14 protein-coding genes, 7 tRNA genes and 3 rRNA genes are annotated in these 19,764 nt (G+C 38.7%); 14 read left to right on the top strand and 10 right to left on the bottom strand.

Annotated elements, in window-relative coordinates:
* Positions 1 to 23 precede the first annotated feature (23 nt).
* A complete protein-coding gene (locus OZP09_RS04510) occupies positions 24 to 1,301 on the bottom strand; it encodes a DUF2130 domain-containing protein (protein ID WP_269236733.1) in 1,278 nt (425 codons plus the stop codon).
* A gap of 376 nt (positions 1,302 to 1,677) precedes the next feature.
* A complete protein-coding gene (locus OZP09_RS04505; protein WP_269236732.1) occupies positions 1,678 to 2,553 on the bottom strand; it encodes a LysR family transcriptional regulator in 876 nt (291 codons plus the stop codon).
* A gap of 202 nt (positions 2,554 to 2,755) precedes the next feature.
* On the opposite strand from OZP09_RS04505, the gene OZP09_RS04500 reads away from it, so the two are divergent.
* The gene (locus OZP09_RS04500; RefSeq protein WP_269236731.1) at positions 2,756 to 3,463 is read left to right on the top strand and encodes a class I SAM-dependent methyltransferase; all 708 of its coding nucleotides are present in this window, start codon (positions 2,756 to 2,758) and stop codon (positions 3,461 to 3,463) included.
* A gap of 82 nt (positions 3,464 to 3,545) precedes the next feature.
* Here the strand turns inward: OZP09_RS04500 and OZP09_RS04495 are convergent, their stop codons facing one another.
* The 3 genes from OZP09_RS04495 to OZP09_RS04485 form a co-directional block, all read right to left on the bottom strand.
* Positions 3,546 to 3,824 (bottom strand): putative quinol monooxygenase, encoded by a 279-nt coding sequence (locus OZP09_RS04495; protein ID WP_269236730.1) that lies wholly within the window; start codon positions 3,822 to 3,824, stop codon positions 3,546 to 3,548.
* Positions 3,825 to 3,826: 2 nt separating this feature from the next.
* Positions 3,827 to 4,432 carry an NAD(P)H-dependent oxidoreductase gene (locus tag OZP09_RS04490; RefSeq protein WP_269236729.1) on the bottom strand — a complete coding sequence of 202 codons (606 nt, stop codon included), beginning with the start codon at positions 4,430 to 4,432 and terminating at the stop codon, positions 3,827 to 3,829.
* Between the two features lie 306 nt (positions 4,433 to 4,738).
* On the bottom strand, positions 4,739 to 5,725 hold the full coding sequence (locus OZP09_RS04485; RefSeq protein WP_269236728.1) for an aldo/keto reductase: 987 nt from the start codon (positions 5,723 to 5,725) through the stop codon (positions 4,739 to 4,741).
* Positions 5,726 to 5,840: 115 nt separating this feature from the next.
* Between OZP09_RS04485 and OZP09_RS04480 the strand changes: the two genes are divergently transcribed.
* Both OZP09_RS04480 and OZP09_RS04475 read left to right on the top strand, forming a co-directional pair.
* Positions 5,841 to 6,686 (top strand): AraC family transcriptional regulator, encoded by an 846-nt coding sequence (locus OZP09_RS04480; protein WP_281310364.1) that lies wholly within the window; start codon positions 5,841 to 5,843, stop codon positions 6,684 to 6,686.
* A 61-nt stretch (positions 6,687 to 6,747) separates the two neighbouring features.
* On the top strand, positions 6,748 to 7,362 hold the full coding sequence (locus tag OZP09_RS04475; RefSeq protein ID WP_269236726.1) for a hypothetical protein: 615 nt from the start codon (positions 6,748 to 6,750) through the stop codon (positions 7,360 to 7,362).
* Between the two features lie 106 nt (positions 7,363 to 7,468).
* Here the strand turns inward: OZP09_RS04475 and OZP09_RS04470 are convergent, their stop codons facing one another.
* The 3 genes from OZP09_RS04470 to OZP09_RS04460 form a co-directional block, all read right to left on the bottom strand.
* On the bottom strand, positions 7,469 to 8,521 hold the full coding sequence (locus OZP09_RS04470; protein ID WP_281310363.1) for an SMI1/KNR4 family protein: 1,053 nt from the start codon (positions 8,519 to 8,521) through the stop codon (positions 7,469 to 7,471).
* Positions 8,522 to 8,558: 37 nt separating this feature from the next.
* Positions 8,559 to 9,320, bottom strand: a complete 762-nt coding sequence (locus OZP09_RS04465; protein WP_269236722.1) for a C40 family peptidase — start codon at positions 9,318 to 9,320, stop codon at positions 8,559 to 8,561.
* A gap of 66 nt (positions 9,321 to 9,386) precedes the next feature.
* Positions 9,387 to 10,565: an acetyl-CoA C-acyltransferase gene (locus tag OZP09_RS04460; RefSeq protein WP_269236721.1), complete on the bottom strand. Its 1,179-nt coding sequence runs from the start codon at positions 10,563 to 10,565 to the stop codon at positions 9,387 to 9,389.
* A gap of 240 nt (positions 10,566 to 10,805) precedes the next feature.
* On the opposite strand from OZP09_RS04460, the gene OZP09_RS04455 reads away from it, so the two are divergent.
* The 10 genes from OZP09_RS04455 (at position 10,806) to OZP09_RS04410 (ending at position 16,985) form a co-directional block, all read left to right on the top strand.
* Positions 10,806 to 10,889 (top strand) — tRNA-Ser (locus OZP09_RS04455).
* Between the two features lie 13 nt (positions 10,890 to 10,902).
* Positions 10,903 to 10,977: transfer RNA gene (locus tag OZP09_RS04450), tRNA-Pro, on the top strand.
* A 30-nt stretch (positions 10,978 to 11,007) separates the two neighbouring features.
* Positions 11,008 to 11,081, top strand: a tRNA-Arg gene (locus tag OZP09_RS04445).
* Between the two features lie 515 nt (positions 11,082 to 11,596).
* Positions 11,597 to 13,110: ribosomal RNA gene (locus tag OZP09_RS04440) — 16S ribosomal RNA — on the top strand.
* A gap of 129 nt (positions 13,111 to 13,239) precedes the next feature.
* A tRNA-Ile gene (locus OZP09_RS04435) sits at positions 13,240 to 13,313 on the top strand.
* 91 nt (positions 13,314 to 13,404) lie between these two features.
* Positions 13,405 to 13,478: transfer RNA gene (locus OZP09_RS04430), tRNA-Ala, on the top strand.
* Between the two features lie 147 nt (positions 13,479 to 13,625).
* Positions 13,626 to 16,506 (top strand): 23S ribosomal RNA (locus OZP09_RS04425).
* A gap of 156 nt (positions 16,507 to 16,662) precedes the next feature.
* Positions 16,663 to 16,772: ribosomal RNA gene (rrf, locus tag OZP09_RS04420) — 5S ribosomal RNA — on the top strand.
* Together the 16S, 23S and 5S rRNA genes with 4 tRNA genes alongside form the textbook arrangement of a ribosomal RNA operon.
* 48 nt (positions 16,773 to 16,820) lie before the next feature.
* Positions 16,821 to 16,893, top strand: a tRNA-Phe gene (locus tag OZP09_RS04415).
* Between the two features lie 6 nt (positions 16,894 to 16,899).
* A tRNA-Leu gene (locus OZP09_RS04410) sits at positions 16,900 to 16,985 on the top strand.
* Between the two features lie 201 nt (positions 16,986 to 17,186).
* Here the strand turns inward: OZP09_RS04410 and OZP09_RS04405 are convergent.
* Positions 17,187 to 18,494 carry an O-acetylhomoserine aminocarboxypropyltransferase/cysteine synthase family protein gene (locus OZP09_RS04405; RefSeq protein ID WP_269236720.1) on the bottom strand — a complete coding sequence of 436 codons (1,308 nt, stop codon included), beginning with the start codon at positions 18,492 to 18,494 and terminating at the stop codon, positions 17,187 to 17,189.
* Positions 18,495 to 18,878: 384 nt separating this feature from the next.
* Here OZP09_RS04405 and OZP09_RS04400 point away from each other — a divergent pair, with 384 nt between their 5' ends.
* A complete protein-coding gene (locus OZP09_RS04400; RefSeq protein ID WP_269236719.1) occupies positions 18,879 to 19,127 on the top strand; it encodes a hypothetical protein in 249 nt (82 codons plus the stop codon).
* A 66-nt stretch (positions 19,128 to 19,193) separates the two neighbouring features.
* Here OZP09_RS04400 and OZP09_RS04395 read toward each other — a convergent pair whose 3' ends face one another.
* Positions 19,194 to 19,757 (bottom strand): DUF417 family protein, encoded by a 564-nt coding sequence (locus OZP09_RS04395; protein ID WP_281310362.1) that lies wholly within the window; start codon positions 19,755 to 19,757, stop codon positions 19,194 to 19,196.
* Between the last annotated feature and the right edge of the window lie 7 nt (positions 19,758 to 19,764).

Here is a 19,764-nt window from a genome sequence, read left to right as displayed (position 1 = left end):
CTACTGATAGTTATCCTAAAAAATTATTCTAATTCTTTAGGATCGTCATTATCGTCTTCAATAAAATCGAGTTCTAAAGCTCTTACGGTCTGAACTGCATTTCCGGCAATACCACGAATTGAGCCGTACATTCCTAAGGTGTTATGTACCACTTTTTCGATTTGCTTCTCGCGCTGTTTCCAGATTCGCTGCATGGCTCTTTTTTCAGCATCTAAATCGCCCTGCATTTGGGTGAAACCTTCTACGATTCCTTCAATCTGCAAACGGAATTCGTTGCTAGTTAAAAAATCGTATAACATCGACATTTTATCACCTTTGTTTTCCTGTGCCTGAACAGCCTGGCTCACCTGAATTATTGATTGGCGCAGAACAGCGCTTAAGCCTTTAAATTCGTCATAAGTACAAATCCAGATGCCGTCTCGCATGCCCATTCGTTCCATTCCGGCTGGCATAACTTCGGTAACTAAAACACCAATATTGGCTCTTTTGGTTCGGATATCGTTTTTGAATTTTTCAATCCATGAAGGTTGAAATGCTTTGGTACGTTTGCTTTCGTAATAAATAGAACCGCAGTTTTGATGTTCACGAGTATTTACAATTTGAAGACAGTCGGCACCGTTTGCCCCTTTTTTGACTTCGTCAATACTGTCAAGAGGGAAGTTGTTGGCTAGCCATTCTTCGATTGCCAGTTCCATTACTTCACCCTGTAATTGCATGGAACCTTGTTCCTGCTTGCGTTTCATTTCTTCAGTCAGCTTTTTTTGTTCTTCCAGTTGTTTCTGAAGTTCTTTGAATTTTAACTCATTTTTATCGTCTTCCTGTTTTCTGATTTTTTCACGTTCCAAAGTCAATTGTGCATTCAATTGCTTTTCGGCTTCGGCCTGGATGGCTTCTTTCATTTCCAGTTTTTCGCGTTGCAATTTGGCAATTTCACCTTGCATTTTATTTAGTTCCCTGATTTTTTCAGACTTTTCAGAAAGTTCTTTTTCCATCAATAACAAACGGTCTTTGTTTTCTTCTTCAAGCTTGGTTTTCAGCTTTTCGCCAATTTCTTTTTCGGCTGCTTTTTTTTCACGTTCCAAACGCTCCGCAAAAAGTTCATTTTCTTGTTTTTTCTTAGCTTCAAATTCGGCTTTGGCTTTTTCGAATTGCTCGTTTTTAAGCTCTAATTCACGGTTTTGAATCGTAGCTTTTTGCTGAAATTCTTTACGGATGCTGTCTTCTAACTGGTGTTTTAAAACATCATTTACATCGATAGGAGTTCCGCAGTTTGGGCACTGAATTGAAGATTGTTCAGCCATTTTTATTGATTTTATGGAGTGGAATTATAATTTGCTAAGGTATTTAAAAGTTCTCTTTTTATGGTGTGGATTTCGGTACTAAATTGTAACTAATTTTTTGTATGGCTATGAATTTTGTGCCACAGATTAAAAGGATTTTATGGATTTTGTTTGGGATGAACATCTCGCAAAGACGAGAAGGCGCGAAGTTTCAATAATTAATTGCTCTGTTTGTCATTTCGACGAAGGAGAAATCACACTAGAAATTCTACAATAATTATCCACAATCTTTGTGGTTACGTGTGCGATTTCTCCTTCGTCGAAATGACAAAAAAATGAGAAAAACTTTGCGTCTTCGCGTCTTTGCGAGATTAATTTGTAAAAATTTGTAGCAAACTTATCCTTTCAATAAAAAATCAACCGCTGATTGCGTGATTTCAGAATGATCATCTTTTGAAGTTATTAAAGAAACATTCGTACACAGATTTACCTTTTTCAATTCAATGAATCCAATTTCTAAATCTTGATTATTTTTAGCAATGTTGGATGGAACAATTGAAATCCCTAAACCATTTTTTACTAATTGAACGATCGAATTGATATTATTCGCTTCGTGAATGATCTTCGGTGTAAAACCATAAAAAGCACAAAGTTCTAATAAAACTTCATGATAATGCGGTGCATAATCTTTATTGAAAAACACAAATGTTTCATTTTGCAGTTTTAAGATCTCGTTTTCTGATTTTATCTGAAAGATGTTTTTATTGTAAGCCAATGAAAATCCATCCTTAAACCACAAATGTGATTTTATTTTGGGCGAATGAATGGGTGACCTGATGATTCCCATTTCGATTTTTCCTTGTTCTAAAGCATCGATTTGTTTGGTGGTTGAAATTTCGAAAAGTTTGAAATTAACATACGGAAACTTTGCTTTAAGATGTTTTATTAAATCGGAAATAACAGACGAATAAATCGAACTTATATAAGCGATTCTGAATTCGCCCGAAACGTTCTCTGCCATCTTTTTTGTTTTCACAGAAATCCGTTCCAGATTCTGAAAAAGTACTGTGACTTCTTCTTTAAAATATTTTCCAGGTTCGGTCAATTCTACTTTTTTATTGTTTCGAATGAAGAGCTTGGCCTGAAGTTCTTCTTCTAATTCAGCTATTTGGCGACTTAAAGGCGGCTGGGAAATGAAGAGTTTTTCTGCAGCTTTTGTAAAATTTAGTTCTTCGGCTACAGCTAAGAAATATTTTAAGTGACGTAATTCCATGATACTTTTAAAGTATTATTAATTGATAAAAATAGTATTTTTAAAGTATTTATGAAAGAGGTAGTTTTGAAAAAGAAAAATAACAAGTCTTTCGCAGATCAAGCATAGTATTAATTTAGAGAAATCATCTAAATCACAATAATCCTAATCCTATAATAGCAAAAAAGATTCGCGAAATCTGCGGGAGATTAAAAAACAAACCATGAAAAAATCAACTATCGAAGAAATCAAAGAACGATTTGACAATGACGTCGAACGATTTTCGAACTTAGAAACAGGGCAAGTAGCCACAATCGATGCCACCATTTCTTTAGAATTAATAACGGAAGCTTCAAAACGGATTGTTCCAAATGCTGCAATTGTTTTAGATGTAGGCTGTGGAGCCGGAAATTACACTTTAATGATGTTATCTAAAGTACCAAATTTAAACTGCACTTTGGTCGATTTGAGTTTGCCAATGCTAGATCGCGCTTTTGAGAGGGTTTCGGCTTCAACAAACGGAGAAGTCGAAATTATACAAGGAGATATTCGCGAAATAGATTTAGAAGACAATAGTTTTGATATTATTTTGGCAGGTGCGGTTTTGCATCATTTACGAGATGATAAGGATTGGGAGGCGACTTTCGCTAAATTATTCAGATTATTGAAACCGGGCGGCTGTTTAATGATTTCTGACTTGATCACACAAGACACGGATTTGTTGAATGAATACACGTGGCAGCGTTATGGAGATTATTTGGAAGGAATAGGTGGGGTAGAGTATCGACAAAAAGTTTTGGATTATATTGAGAAAGAAGATTCACCAAGATCAATGAATTATCAATTGGATTTGATGAAGAAAGTGGGTTTTTCGAAAGTCGAAATTTTACACAAAAACATGTGTTTCGGAGCTTTTGGAGGAATTAAGTAAAGTTTATTTGCCACGAGTTTATAATTTTAAAATCTATACGCAAAGATTTTAGATTAATTTGAGAATTCGTGGCAAATAAAACTTATAGAATCTGATTCGTTTTATAAACCTGTATCGGATCTGAAACGAGATCCCTGATTTGAGAAATAAAATCGGCTAAATAGGGTTGAGAATTGTGTATGTCAAGTCCTGGCTGGTCTTTCCATTCTTCCCAAATGATGAATATATTTTCGGCTGCATGTAAATCGTAACGGACACAGGCAGCTTCTTTTCTGGTTTCTGTAACCAGATGATGCATCATCTTTTGTATTTGATCGTTATGTTCCGGTTTACCTTTGAAAATGGCAGTAATTGAAATCATGATTATAAAGTTTTAAGAATTTCTTTTAAATGATTGGTATAATTTTCTTTAAAGATAACAATATTTTCAGGTGTTGCGCCTTTTTCGACATCATGAAAATGAAATCCGTTTACTTTTTCCATTCCTGTAAATTTGTTCATTTTGTGAAAACCAAACATGACACCATCATCAACAGAAGTTTCTTCGAAAAATTCTCCCGGAAGTGTAAAAGCCGTTGCAGGCGCATTCCAGCTCGTGGTAAGCATGTATTTGCGACCGTGTAAAAGTCCGCCGGTTCCGTAATTGATGTTGGGATTTACGCGGCTTCTTCCGTCGCTTTTGTAGATTCCGTTGTTATGTCCGTGTGTGAAGACATCGTCAATGTACTTTTTGAAAAGATTTGGCAATTGAAACCACCAAACCGGTGTATGGTAAATGATTAAATCTGCCCAGACGAATTTTTCTACTTCTTTTTGAAGATCAATTTCGTCTTCAACCCGAGTTGTTTTGATTTGGTAATCGTTGTTTTTAGAAAGAAATTCAACTGTCCAGTCCTGAACGGTCTGATTGAATTGTCCACCTGAATGTGCGAATTTTTGTCCGCCGTTGATTATAAATATCTTTTTCATTTTAATTGTTACTTCTTTTGAAAAGCGGATGTGTGAGGGATAGAAGTGGAAATCCTTTTGTGGCGTGGTTTGCCACAAAAGATTGTAACGGATAGCCCGACCCGCTTTTTCTGCGGGGCACACCCAGATTATATAAATGACTGAGATTTTTTTAAACACATAGAGACATAGATTTTTTTGTTTCTGGAAAAGGAAGTAGAAAGAAACTAGTTTCAAACACATAGCTATGTGAATTGATGCAAGTGAAACGCCTTTGAACGCAAAGTAAAACTATGTTTTTATGTGTTTAAATATTTAACTAAAGTGTTATTTCACTTTTGAAATCGCCTGATTGATGAAATCCAATTCTGAAGCTGATAAATCGAAATCCATTGTTTTGGCATTTGAAATGGCTTGTTCTGCGTTTCTGGCTCCGGCTAAAACTATTGCAATTCCTTTTTGTAAAGTCGTCCAGCGTAAAACTAACTGCGAAATTGAAACGTGTTTAGAATGGGCTAAAGAACTCAATTCTTCGATTAAGGTTTTGACTTGCTGAAGGTCAAATTTCCCGAAATAACCGTTTCTATGATCGTTTTCTTTTAATTTGCTGTCTAAGAAATATTTTCCGGTCAGTAAACCTCTTTCCATTGGACTGTAAGCAATGATTCCGATGTTTTCTGCGATGGTAAACGGAATTAATTCCTCTTCAATTTTACGGTTTAGCATACTGTAGGCAACTTGGTTAGAAACAACCTGAACTGTTTTTTGTGCTTCCTGAATTTGAGCAACATTATAATTGCTAACGCCAAATGCTCTGATTTTTCCTTGTTGAATTAGCGTTTCAACGGCTTCCATTGTTTCAGAAATTGGTGTTGTAATGTCCGGCCAATGAATCTGCAGTAAATCGATATAATCAGTCTGAAGTCGTTTTAGGCTTTCTTCGATTTCTTTGATTACATTTTGTTTGGATGAATATTTGTAAATCGGCACTTTTTTACCGTTGTCATCGGCATCAAAAAAGTAATCGCCTTTTCCGTTATTGCTTCCGTCCCAAACCAAACCGAATTTAGTCAATAACTGAATTTTTGAACGATCGTGACTTTTGACAGCTTCGCCAATCATTTCTTCGCTTAAGCCGAATCCGTAAAAAGGAGCGGTGTCGATTGTGGTAACCCCGTGATCGATTGAGGCGTGAATAGAGTCGATTGAATCTTTTTTATCTGTTCCTGCCCACATAGTTCCGCCAATTGCAAAAGCACCGTAAGTGATGGTTGATAATTCAAGTTCTGAGCTGCCTAATTTTCTATATTCCATAATGGTGATTTTTTTTTTAAAAAATTGATGAAGCAAAATTATACTGTTTTTGTGATTGTTAATTGGTATATTTTTGTGTTTTTTAGGTATATTTGCAACTTCAAATAATTTCTACATGAAAAAAGAAAATTTATATGAACCTTTTACGGTTTCCTTTGAAACGCTGAGCGAATATCCGGATGTAGGCGATCGTCATAATTTTTTCGAACTGGTTTATATTTTGGAGGGTACAGGTTCTCAATGTATCAATAAAAATATTTTTAGTTATGACCCTGGACATTTGTTTTTATTGACGCCTGATGATTGCCATAATTTTACAATCGAAACCGAAACGAAATTTTTCTTTTTGAGGTTTAATGATATTTATTTAAAAAATTCAAGTCTGCAGAATGAAAATATTCAGCGGCTGGAATATATTCTGCAAAATGCAAACCATCAGCCGGGCTGCATTTTGAAAAATGATCCTGATAAATGTCTGGTAAAGGTGATGATTGAAGCCATTTGCCGGGAAAAAAACGATAAGGATATTTACAATCAGGAATTGATTCAGCAATTGGTTAATACACTGATTATTATTGTGGCCAGAAATATTGCAAAATATCTTCCGGAACAGGTTACTATTGATACAGAGGCTAAAGCGATGGATATTCTGCAATACATTCAGAACAATATTTATTATCCGGAGAAAATCAAAGCCGAATCAATCAGTGATTATTTCGGAATTTCGAATACCTATTTAGGGCGTTATTTTAAGAAACATGCGAGCGAAACAATGCAGCAATATATCAGTAATTACAAAACCAAACTGATAGAACATCGCTTGCAGTTTAGTGATAAACGCATTAATGAGATTGCGTATGAATTTGGTTTTACGGATGAAAGCCATTTTAATAAATTCTTTAGAAAGCAAAAGGGGTATAGTCCTTCTGAGTTTAGGAAGACGATTCGATTGAGTGCTTAGTTTTTTAGCCACGAATTACGCGAATTTCACTAATTTTTTGTTTCCATTTACAAATATAACTATGAAAATTAACGATTTAGATTTATTAGAATTAGATAATTCAAAGTTAGAATCGACAAAATTCTATTCAGTTTATTCAAGTTTATCTTTTAATAAAGGAATTATTTTTAAGCGGATTGGAACGAAATCTTCTTTAGTTTTTTCAGGGAGTATTAGTAAAGAAATAAACGAAGTAAAAAATCAAAATACAGGAGGATTAATTCGAATTGAAGCTAATAATCAAATTCATGATTTTATCTATGAATTACTCAAACATAAAGACATAGACAAAAAATGGAGATATAATGACGATGTTTTTTTTACAGAGTTTTCAATGGATTTTAATTCGTTAGAAAGTTTTAGAAAAATTGGGCTTTTTGAGATTAATAGTGAAGAATTTAAAAGAAACTTGTTAAGTTTAGCTATTGTAGGCTCTTGTTATAAAAGAATAAATTATTCTGAACAAGAAATTAAAACTATGATTCAAGATTTTGTTGATCAATTATTGAATGATGTAACTGATAGAATAATTGTTTCAACAATGCCATGGGGTGAATATCACATTGGCTGGTTTGCTTGTTTCTTTATTATTCGAAAAAATGACATTATAATATTTGGACAAGATGATTATGATTAAGCATTTTAAAAATCTGTTTTATCTGCTAAATCTGTGAGAGAAATAAAAAATAAAATCCGTAAAAATCTGCGTCTTCGCGAAAGCGAATCTGTTTTGTCCGCGTGCTTTAATTCTGTTTACCAATGATAAAATCAAAATGCTTGGTTTTGCCGGTTTTTAGGTTGTTGATTTCGTTTTGAATTAATTCTTCTAACGATTCTGCAACGATATCTCTAGACCAGGATTCGTTTTGAAGTTCGATGATTTGTCCATATTTTCCTTTTGAAGCAGGATCGGTATCAAAAAGTAAATAATCGCCGTTTCTTCCTGTGGCAAACGGAATCCATTTTGGATTGGCGTAATTGGTTGTATTGATTTTTTCGAAGTCAATTTCCTGTTCCGGTAAATCGTCTTCATCAAATTGTAGATCTTGTATTGAATTCCATTCTTCTGCAATGTCTTGAAAAGGAATTAATTCGTAAGGCCAATTATTGATTAAAATCTGAAAAGTTGAAGTTACAGCATCATAATCAACATTATGTACTTTGTAGAAATTTACTAGCGTAAGAGGCATTTTTATTTCATCTTCAATAACCGAGTGATTGTTGATGTCTTCTTCTGAAATTCCTTCTGCAAGATTGTAATAATCATTGTTCTCAGAAATAATTTTATTGATTTCAGAAATCCATTCTTTCCAAAGTGGCTGAAAGAATTTGAATTCGGGATCAACAGGAGCTGAAACTTTTTTTTCTTCTTCCTCACGTGGGGAAATGCTTAAACTTGTGATTTTGCCGTCTTCTTTGTCAAACCAAACGCTAATTCCGTTTAAAATAAAAGCACCGCTTCTGTCACCTTTAAAAAGTTTTACAAGCTGTTTTTTGTTGTTTTCGTAGTAGTGAAACAATTCTTCTCCTTCGAAAATAAATTCTCCGGTAAAAATGTTTTTTGCACAATAATCATATTCTTTAACTTCAAATTCAATCGCAAGACTTTCTACTTTGTCTCCTTCTTTTGAAAAAGCCATTATGCCTTGATCGTCCCAGGTGTAGATATGATTGTATTTTTTTTTAACGTATCTGGAATTTCCTAAAGCTTCTTGTAAAATTGTGATGCCAATTGGGAATTCGATGGTTGTACCATTAATTTGAAAGCCTGTTTTTGATAATTCAATTTTAGTCATTTTGCTTTTTTAGAAGTTGCTACGCGAAAAATGGAAATTAAATAATTTTCTTAATTACTCTGAGGTTGTGCGTATGTTTCTTTAATTCAGGATTGTAAATTCCAAGGTGGTCCAGACGGTCGATGCGGACTTTTCCACTTGCGTGAATGATGTAATTATTGTCCATGATGATTCCGACATGAATGATATTTCCTTCTTCATTATCAAAAAAAGCCAAGTCTCCAGGTTCACTTTCTTCAATAAAACTTAAAGGCTCTCCATCGAGGGCCTGCTGAGAGGCATCGCGGTGAATTTTATAACCGTTTAATTTGTAAACCATTTGTGTAAAACCTGAGCAATCAATACCGAAAGGCGTTTTTCCGCCCCAAAGATAAGGTGCATTTAGGTACATAAACGCGGTGTTTATAAGAGCGCTTTTAGGTTTTATGCCACTTGTTTTGGTGCCTTCGAAATCAAAATTTGAAGTGTTGATTTCGCTGTTGTTTAAAAACGACAATGAAGCACCAAGCGGAATAGGAAGCAATAAATTATCCGGTGCCGTGATATAATCAATTAAATCGGCATTTAAGATAATGGCTTCTTTACTTAACTGATTAAATTGATCTTTGGTAATTTCCTGATATTGTTTAGAATCTACCCAGCCTTCGTAATCATCAAACTGAATCCTGATTCGTGCCCATTGATTTTTGCGTTCTAAAATTTCGATATGTTCTCCAAATAAAAGTTGTGTAACAATTTCACTCCTGTCACTGGCTTCAGATCGAACGGGTACTATGGCTAAATTGCAAATTCCGTACATGTATGGAAATTTATAAGTTAAAAATCAGGAGTTATTCGATTTATAACTCCTGATATGAATATTTATTTAAGCTCTCTCAATAACAATGGCAGATGCTCCGCCGCCGCCGTTGCATATTGCAGCAGCTCCGGTTTTGGCATTGTTTTGTTCCAGTACATTTAGTAATGTAACAATGATGCGTGCTCCTGAAGCACCCAGAGGATGGCCTAAAGAAACTGCTCCACCGTTTACATTTACTTTATCATTATCGAGATTTAAGATTTTTGCATTGGCTAAGCCAACAACAGAAAATGCTTCGTTGAATTCGAAATAATCTACATCTGAGATTGAGATTCCGGCTTTGTCCAACGCTTTTGGTAATGCTTTTGCAGGGCTTGTCGTAAACCATTTTGGTTCCTGTGCCGCATCGGCATAGCCTTTAATGTAAGCAAGCGGTTTTAAACCTAATGAATTTGCTTTTTCTTCAGACATTAAAATTAAAGCAGCAGCTCCGTCATTGATTGTAGAAGCATTTGCAGCCGTTACGGTTCCGTCTTTTGTGAAAACGGCACTTAACGAAGGTATTTTATCCAATTTTACATTCGTGTATTCTTCGTCTTTTGAAAATATAACCGGTTCACCGCGTCTTTGTGGAACTTCAACGGGAACAACTTCATTGTCAAATTTTCCGGCATCCCAGGCTTTTGCACTTCTCTCGTATGACTGAATTGCGAAAGCATCTTGTTCTTCACGGGTGATTTTATATTCAGTGGCACACAAATCCGCACAAACTCCCATTGCGTTGTTATCGTAAGCATCTGTTAATCCATCTTTTTGCATTCCGTCGAGCATTGTGGCAGGACCAAATTTGTTTCCTGCACGCATTTGTACGTAATGTGGAATCAAACTCATACTTTCCATTCCTCCGGCTACTACAATTTCAGCATCTCCGCAGGAAATTGCCTGAGCAGCGAACATGACAGCTTTCATTCCGGAAGCGCATACTTTGTTTACTGTTGTAGCGGCAACTTCTTCGGGCAAACCTGCAAAAAGTGCAGCCTGACGGGCAGGAGCCTGACCAACACCGGCCTGAATTACATTACCCATGAAAACTTCATCGACCAGTTTTGGGTCAAGATTAATTTTTTGGAGCGCTCCTTTTATGGCAGCGGCTCCTAATTTTGGTGCGGGTACGGTAGATAGACCTCCCATGAAACTTCCGATAGGCGTTCTAACGGCAGAAACGATAACAACTCTTTTGTTCATGTTCTGTTTAATATTAGTTAGTAAAGCAAATTTACTGTTTATTTGAACAAATTCAAATTTTGTATGGAATAGGGCAGATTTTAAATTTAGATGATTTTTTTGTTAATTCTATTTGTTTGATTGTGAAGTGTTTTAAAAAAAAGATTAAAAAAAGATTGAAAAAAGCACAAAAATAGTTGTGAGATATCGAATGTTGTCTTACATTTGCAACCGCAAAACGGGAATCAATTCCTTGAGCATGGAGAGGTGCCAGAGCGGTAATGGAGCAGATTGCTAATCTGTCGACGGGTAACCGTCGCCAGGGTTCGAGTCCCTGTCTCTCCGCTTAATTTTGCCTCGGGGTGTAGCGTAGCCCGGTTATCGCGCCTGCTTTGGGAGCAGGAGGCCGCAGGTTCGAATCCTGCCACCCCGACAAAACTTTGCCATAAGTTTAAAAAGAAATGGTTCCATAGCTCAGCTGGATAGAGCAACGCACTTCTAATGCGTAGGTCGAAGGTTCGAATCCTTCTGGGATCACTCGAGAGGATAATCGTAACTGATTATCCTCTTTTTGTTTTATGATATTTAGTTTTTTAATATTTCCCCACAACATTTCGTATTGATCCGTTTTGAGAAAGTTCTCTGTATTATTGTTATTTGAAATTTTACTTATCAAATACTTAATAGTTGCCAATTCTATAAAATCAGTTCTTTTTGATAGATTAAAATTAATAAAAAATTAAAAAAGTAAGAAAAGGTTTTGTTTTTTTGTTTTTTATTTCTAATCTAAATTTATTGTTATCAGAGTGTTAGGAAAAAGTTTCGAAAAAATTTCAAAAAACTCTGTAAAAAAGCTTGTAAATCTAAATAAGTAGACTACTTTTGCACCCGCTTTGAAACACAAGCGAAAATAAAAAGAAGATACGTTCGTAGACATATTGAATTGACAGCCGTCTTAACAGAGATGTTAAGGCAAAAGAAATAAGAGTAATGGAATCGTTAGATTCGAAAAAGAACCGATAGATATTCGTCGTGATATAATATTAAAATATACGATGAAGAGTTTGATCCTGGCTCAGGATGAACGCTAGCGGCAGGCTTAACACATGCAAGTCGAGGGGTATAGCACTTCGGTGCTAGAGACCGGCGCACGGGTGCGTAACGCGTATGCAATCTACCTTTTACAGGGGGATAGCCCAGAGAAATTTGGATTAATACCCCATGGTATAGTGAGTTGGCATCAATCTACTATTAAAGTCACAACGGTAAAAGATGAGCATGCGTCCCATTAGCTAGATGGTAAGGTAACGGCTTACCATGGCAACGATGGGTAGGGGTCCTGAGAGGGAGATCCCCCACACTGGTACTGAGACACGGACCAGACTCCTACGGGAGGCAGCAGTGAGGAATATTGGACAATGGGCGCAAGCCTGATCCAGCCATGCCGCGTGCAGGATGACGGTCCTATGGATTGTAAACTGCTTTTATACGAGAAGAAACACTGATTCGTGAATCAGCTTGACGGTATCGTAAGAATAAGGATCGGCTAACTCCGTGCCAGCAGCCGCGGTAATACGGAGGATCCAAGCGTTATCCGGAATCATTGGGTTTAAAGGGTCCGTAGGCGGTCTAGTAAGTCAGTGGTGAAAGCCCATCGCTCAACGGTGGAACGGCCATTGATACTGCTGGACTTGAATTATTAGGAAGTAACTAGAATATGTAGTGTAGCGGTGAAATGCTTAGAGATTACATGGAATACCAATTGCGAAGGCAGGTTACTACTAATGGATTGACGCTGATGGACGAAAGCGTGGGTAGCGAACAGGATTAGATACCCTGGTAGTCCACGCCGTAAACGATGGATACTAGCTGTTGGGGGCAACTTCAGTGGCTAAGCGAAAGTGATAAGTATCCCACCTGGGGAGTACGAACGCAAGTTTGAAACTCAAAGGAATTGACGGGGGCCCGCACAAGCGGTGGAGCATGTGGTTTAATTCGATGATACGCGAGGAACCTTACCAAGGCTTAAATGTAGTTTGACCGGTTTGGAAACAGATCTTTCGCAAGACAAATTACAAGGTGCTGCATGGTTGTCGTCAGCTCGTGCCGTGAGGTGTCAGGTTAAGTCCTATAACGAGCGCAACCCCTGTTGTTAGTTGCCAGCGAGTCATGTCGGGAACTCTAACAAGACTGCCAGTGCAAACTGTGAGGAAGGTGGGGATGACGTCAAATCATCACGGCCCTTACGCCTTGGGCTACACACGTGCTACAATGGCCGGTACAGAGAGCAGCCACTGGGCGACCAGGAGCGAATCTACAAAGCCGGTCACAGTTCGGATCGGAGTCTGCAACTCGACTCCGTGAAGCTGGAATCGCTAGTAATCGGATATCAGCCATGATCCGGTGAATACGTTCCCGGGCCTTGTACACACCGCCCGTCAAGCCATGGAAGCTGGGGGTGCCTGAAGTCGGTGACCGCAAGGAGCTGCCTAGGGTAAAACTGGTAACTAGGGCTAAGTCGTAACAAGGTAGCCGTACCGGAAGGTGCGGCTGGAACACCTCCTTTCTAGAGCCCCATATGTTAGTGGCAACACACGTTGGGGATAAAAGATGGATATTTTGAAGTTTCTGAATCGTAAGGTTCGATTACTCTTGCTGTTAATTTAAAAAAATAATGAAAATTAAGTAAAAACAGAGTCTCGTAGCTCAGCTGGTTAGAGTACTACACTGATAATGTAGGGGTCGGCAGTTCGAGTCTGCCCGGGACTACTCTTTTAACTTAAAAAAGGAAATTTTAGAGGTTGAGGCCTTATGAGCAATAATTCATAACTCATAACTAATAACTCATCACTAAGAAAATGGGGGATTAGCTCAGCTGGCTAGAGCGCCTGCCTTGCACGCAGGAGGTCAACGGTTCGACTCCGTTATTCTCCACGAAACTATCATGAAAATGGTAAGTTAAAGTTCATTGACATATTGAGATAAGAAAAATTTAAAAAGTAGAAAGCGTTTTTTGTTTTTGTAGTAATACAAAGAGCAAAAAACAAAAAAAAACGGTCATTCTTAATTGAATGATTGGTACAATAAGCAAAATAAGGGCGTATGGGGGATGCCTAGGCTCTCAGAGGCGATGAAGGGCGTGATAAGCTGCGAAAAGCTGCGGGTATGGGCACACACCATTTGATCCGCAGATACCCGAATGGGGCAACCCACTATGTTGAAGACATAGTACACCGATAGGTGGGCAAACCCGCTGAACTGAAACATCTAAGTAGGCGGAGGAGAAGAAAACAAAAGTGATTCCGTAAGTAGTGGCGAGCGAACGCGGATTAGCCCAAACCAATTTTGTTACGGCATGATTGGGGTTGTAGGACCACGATATTTTATGTACACGGAACCGGAACTGACTGGAAAGTCGGGCCATAGAGGGTGATAGCCCCGTATGGGTAACAAGTATAATAGATAGTGGTATCCTGAGTAGGGCGGGGCACGTGAAACCCTGTCTGAATTTGGCGGGACCATCCGCTAAGGCTAAATACTCCTGAGAGACCGATAGTGAACCAGTACCGTGAGGGAAAGGTGAAAAGAACCGTGAATAACGGAGTGAAATAGATCCTGAAACCATACGCTTACAAGCGGTCGGAGCCCTTTCGTGGGGTGACGGCGTGCCTTTTGCATAATGAGCCTACGAGTTAACGTTGCTGGCAAGGTTAAGTGGTTAAGCCACGGATCCGTAGCGAAAGCGAGTCTGAATAGGGCGCTTTAGTCAGTAGTGTTAGACGCGAAACCGTGTGATCTACCCATGGGCAGGTTGAAGCTGTGGTAACACACAGTGGAGGACCGAACCGGTTGACGTTGAAAAGTCTTCGGATGACCTGTGGGTAGGGGTGAAAGGCCAATCAAACTCGGAAATAGCTCGTACTCCCCGAAATGCATTTAGGTGCAGCGTTATTTTAGTTATATAGAGGTAGAGCTACTGATTGGATGCGGGGGCTTCACCGCCTACCAATTCCTGACAAACTCCGAATGCTATATAATGATTGATAACAGTGAGGGCTTGGGTGCTAAGGTCCAAGTCCGAGAGGGAAAGAACCCAGACCATCAGCTAAGGTCCCCAAATATATGCTAAGTTGAAAGAACGAGGTTTGTCTGCCCAGACAGCTAGGATGTTGGCTTGGAAGCAGCCATTCATTTAAAGAGTGCGTAACAGCTCACTAGTCGAGCGGACGAGCATGGATAATAATCGGGCATAAGCATATTACCGAAGCTATGGATTTACAAGCAATTGTAAGTGGTAGGGGAGCATTCCAGCAGGGTTGAAGGTGTATCGTAAGGTATGCTGGACTGGCTGGAAAAGAAAATGTAGGCATAAGTAACGATAATGCGGGCGAGAAACCCGCACACCGAAAAACTAAGGTTTCCACAGCTATGCTAATCAGCTGTGGGTTAGTCTGGTCCTAAGGCGAACCCGAAAGGGACAGTCGATGGCCAACGGGTTAATATTCCCGTACTACTAATTACTGTGATGGGGTGACGGAGTGATGAAAGCGCCGCGAACTGACGGAATAGTTCGTTAAAGTACCTAGCTATAAGACCTGTAGGCAAATCCGCAGGTTTTGGTGAAATACGATAGTACTCGGAGTCTTCGGACAAAGAGATAGTGCGCCTAAGGGCTTCCAAGAAAAACCTCTAAACTTCAGGTAATTAGTACCAGTACCGTAAACCGACACAGGTAGTTGAGGAGAGAATCCTAAGGTGCTCGAGAGATTCATGGCTAAGGAATTAGGCAAAATAGACCCGTAACTTCGGGAGAAGGGTCGCCCCGAGCAATCGGGGCCGCAGTGAAGAGGTCCAGGCGACTGTTTATCAAAAACACAGGGCTCTGCAAAATCGTAAGATGAAGTATAGGGCCTGACACCTGCCCGGTGCTGGAAGGTTAAGAGGAGATGTTATCTTCGGAGAAGCATTGAATTGAAGCCCCAGTAAACGGCGGCCGTAACTATAACGGTCCTAAGGTAGCGAAATTCCTTGTCGGGTAAGTTCCGACCTGCACGAATGGTGTAACGATCTGGACACTGTCTCAGCCATGAGCTCGGTGAAATTGTAGTAACGGTGAAGATGCCGTTTACCCGCAGTGGGACGAAAAGACCCTGTGCACCTTTACTATAGCTTAGTATTGACCTTGGATAAATGATGTGTAGGATAGGTTGGAGACTATGAAGCGGCGTCGCCAGGCGTTGTGGAGTCATTGTTGAAATACAACCCTTTGTTTATCTGAGGCCTAACCCCGTGTTGCGGGGGACAGTGCTTGGTGGGTAGTTTGACTGGGGTGGTCGCCTCCAAAAGAGTAACGGAGGCTTCTAAAGGTTCCCTCAGTACGCTTGGTAACCGTGCGTAGAGTGCAATGGCATAAGGGAGCTTGACTGAGAGACATACAGGTCGATCAGGTACGAAAGTAGAGCATAGTGATCCGGTGGTTCCGCATGGAAGGGCCATCGCTCAAAGGATAAAAGGTACGCCGGGGATAACAGGCTGATCTCCCCCAAGAGCTCATATCGACGGGGGGGTTTGGCACCTCGATGTCGGCTCGTCACATCCTGGGGCTGGAGAAGGTCCCAAGGGTTGGGCTGTTCGCCCATTAAAGTGGCACGCGAGCTGGGTTCAGAACGTCGTGAGACAGTTCGGTCTCTATCTACTGTGGGCGTTAGAAATTTGAGTGGATCTGATTCTAGTACGAGAGGACCGAATTGGACTAACCTCTAGTGTATCTGTTGTCCCGCCAGGGGCACCGCAGAGTAGCTACGTTGGGAAGGGATAAGCGCTGAAAGCATATAAGCGCGAAACCCACCACAAGATGAGATTTCTTTTAAGGATCGTGGAAGATGACCACGTTGATAGGCTATAGATGTAAAGGCAGTAATGTCATAGTCGAGTAGTACTAATAATCCGTAAGCTTATGTACACCCTTTTCCTCCTGTCCAAAAGACGGGAGGGAGAAACTTTCTAAACTATTTATATTTTTTATCTCAGTATGTTAAGATATTTGCTCGACGCGAGCGGTTATAAGTCAGGTGTTATAAGTGAAAACTAAAAACAATAAACTACAAACCAAAAACCTTAAGGTGGTTATTGCGGCGGGGCTCACCTCTTCCCATCCCGAACAGAGAAGTTAAGCCCGCCTGCGCAGATGGTACTGCAGTTTTGTGGGAGAGTATGTCGTCGCCTTTCTTTAAGAACCCTATTCTGAAAATGAATAGGGTTTTTTGTTTAAAATGAGGTACCTTAGCTCAGATGGTAGAGCAATGGACTGAAAATCCATGTGTCCCTGGTTCGATCCCTGGAGGTACCACAAAATGCTCGGATGGTGAAATTGGTAGACACGCTGGACTTAAAATCCAGTGGACAGCAATGTCCGTGCGGGTTCAACTCCCGCTCTGAGTACTAAATCGCAATTACTTATACAAAAGTAATTGCGATTTTTTTTATTGGAGGAAATTACGGATCAGGTACAAAAGTTGGATATTAAATTATAGCTAAATGTTGTGTGGCAGTAAAATTTAAGAGCCTGCAAAATAAGTATTTTGCAGGCTCTTTTTTACTTTTAATAATTCAAATATAAGTTAAGATTCTATGTACTGATTTTTACTTTATTTTATCAAAAGCTTGTTGCAGATCTGCTTTGATATCATCGATATGCTCAATTCCGACAGATAAGCGAAGGAGTCCGACAAATACTCCAGCTGCTTTTTGTGCTTCTTCACTCAGTTGCTGATGTGTTGTTGCTGCAGGGTGAATAATCAGGGATTTTGTATCACCTACATTGGCCAAATGGCTGATTAATTCTAAGCTGTCAATAAACGCATCTGCTTTTGTAACATCGCCTTTTATTTGAAATGACAAAACTGCACCGTATCCTTTTTTAAAATATTTCTGTGCATTAGCATAACTTGGCGAACTTTCAAGTCCCGGATAATTTACTTTCTCAACCTGTGGATGCGCTTCCAGCCATTTCGCAATTTCTAAAGCGTTATCAACATGGCGCTGAACACGTAACGATAATGTTTCTAACCCTTGAATTAGCTGGAATGAATTGAATGGTGAGATAGCTGGACCAAAATCACGTAGACCTTCGACACGCGCGCGGATTGCAAACTGAATGTTACCAAACGGACTACTAACTCCAAAAGCATCAGCGAAAACTAGTCCGTGATAGCCTTCAGAAGGTTCTGAAAATTGTTTGAATTTCCCATTGCCCCAGTTATAGGTTCCTCCGTCAACAATCACACCGCCTATACTTGTACCATGACCACCAATCCATTTTGTTGCAGATTCAACCACTATAGCAGCCCCATGTTCCAAGGGTCTGAATAAATAACCGCCAGCTCCAAATGTATTATCAACAATCAAAGGCAGATCATGTTTTTTAGCAACAGCTGCAATTTTATCAAAGTCAGGAATGTCGTAACTCGGATTTCCAATTGTTTCCAGATATAATGCTTTGGTGTTTTCGTTAATTAGTGACTCAAAAGCTTCGGCTGTAGTCTCTTTTGTGAATTGAACGGTAACTCCGATTCTTTTGAAGGCGACTTTGAATTGATTGTAAGTACCTCCGTAGATATTGCTGCTTGATACAAAGTTGTCTCCGGCTTCCAAAATATTGTTTAATGCAATAAATTGTGCCGCCTGTCCTGAAGCAGTTGCTAATGCAGCAACACCTCCCTCTAATGCAGCAATACGTTTTTCAAAAACATCTGTGGTGGGATTTTGAAGGCGGGTGTAAATATTTCCGAACGCTTTCAATGCAAACAGGTTGGCACCATGTTGTGCATTTTCAAACACATATGAACTCGTTTGATAAATTGGCACTGCTCTTGACCCTGTTGTTGGATCAGGAACTTGCCCTGCATGTACCTGTAGTGTTTCGAATTTTAAATTTTTGGTTGTTGACATTGTATTTATAATTAATTAGATAATATAGTAAAAGTGAGGGATAAAAATAGAAACCCGCAACATTAGCCGAAAATTAGTCAAAAATTAGTCAATTTTAGAAAATTAGCTAAAAAAATATCCACAAATTAATTTATACAAATGGGAAATTTAACAGTAGTATAATTTATTTCCGAAACGTCTCATATGTATTTATTCTTGTATTCAATGAGTGATTGATTAATTTTTAGATTCAAACTCATTTTTAAAAGAAGCCTCACAATTTTAGCAATAAATGCCAATTGTGTTAATGTTAATAAATTAGAGTAAAATCCAAAAAAGATTTGATTTTTGAATTCATTTTTTTTCTATTTTTATGTTTAAAGTTTGGTTTTTAAATATGAAAAAATGGAAAAGTCTGTAAAACTGCAGGTGCGAAAAGATTTGAATAACCATCAGCAGCAAAATGTTATAAAATTAAAGGGAAATTTAATCTCCCGCGGATATACGGAAATTATTCACATTACCGATCAGGATGATGAATTTCACATTAATTTCTTTGAAACTTCTACAGAGTTTAAAAATGAAGTTCAGGAATACATAAATGCTTTTATAGAAAAGGAAAATCTGGAAGGTACTATAAAACTTTTTAAGTAAAGCTTTTAAAAGACTCTGGTATGCATTAAATTACAGAGTCTTTTTTTTTGTTTAACACGTTTATTGTTATCCCTTTCTTTTTAGATAAAGTGTTGCAGATTCACTCATCGTTATTAATGATGCGCCAAGTATAACAATATCTTTAAGAACTAGTCTTCCTCTTCCTGATAAGTACGGGAAGCCAAATTGATGATCTGTCAGATGAGGAACCCAGCTTTCGGGTGTAGTAATTAAAAATGAAAGTGTTCCGATGGTGAGTATAAAAACCAATATACTGCCAATGATACTGGCTAGTGGTGCCCAATTATGAATTGCAACCAGAAATGCAATGCCTATCAACAAAATACCCAGTCCATTTGAAAAACCGTAAGTATTATTGTTTATGTGCCACTGGTGATTTTCAGCAATTAGTTCACCTTCTTTGTTTGTATAATTTTTATAATCTGAAGGGGTTTCGTAAAAAAAAGACATAAATGGACTGTTTGCTACAAAGGGCACAATCCCGTCAGCTTCGTAAGTGAAGAATTTGAGTCCGCCAATCCACAGAAAAACTATCACGATGCCTGCTCGAACCATCTTTTTTCCGGCTTTGTCCAGATTTGCTATTGTGTTTAGAATGCTACTTTTCATTGTTTAT

The organism is Flavobacterium flavigenum (assembly GCF_027111255.2).
GTDB lineage: Bacteria > Bacteroidota > Bacteroidia > Flavobacteriales > Flavobacteriaceae > Flavobacterium > Flavobacterium flavigenum.
The sequence above is the reverse complement of the archived record's forward strand: the minus strand, read 5'-3'. Positions and strand labels throughout refer to the sequence as shown.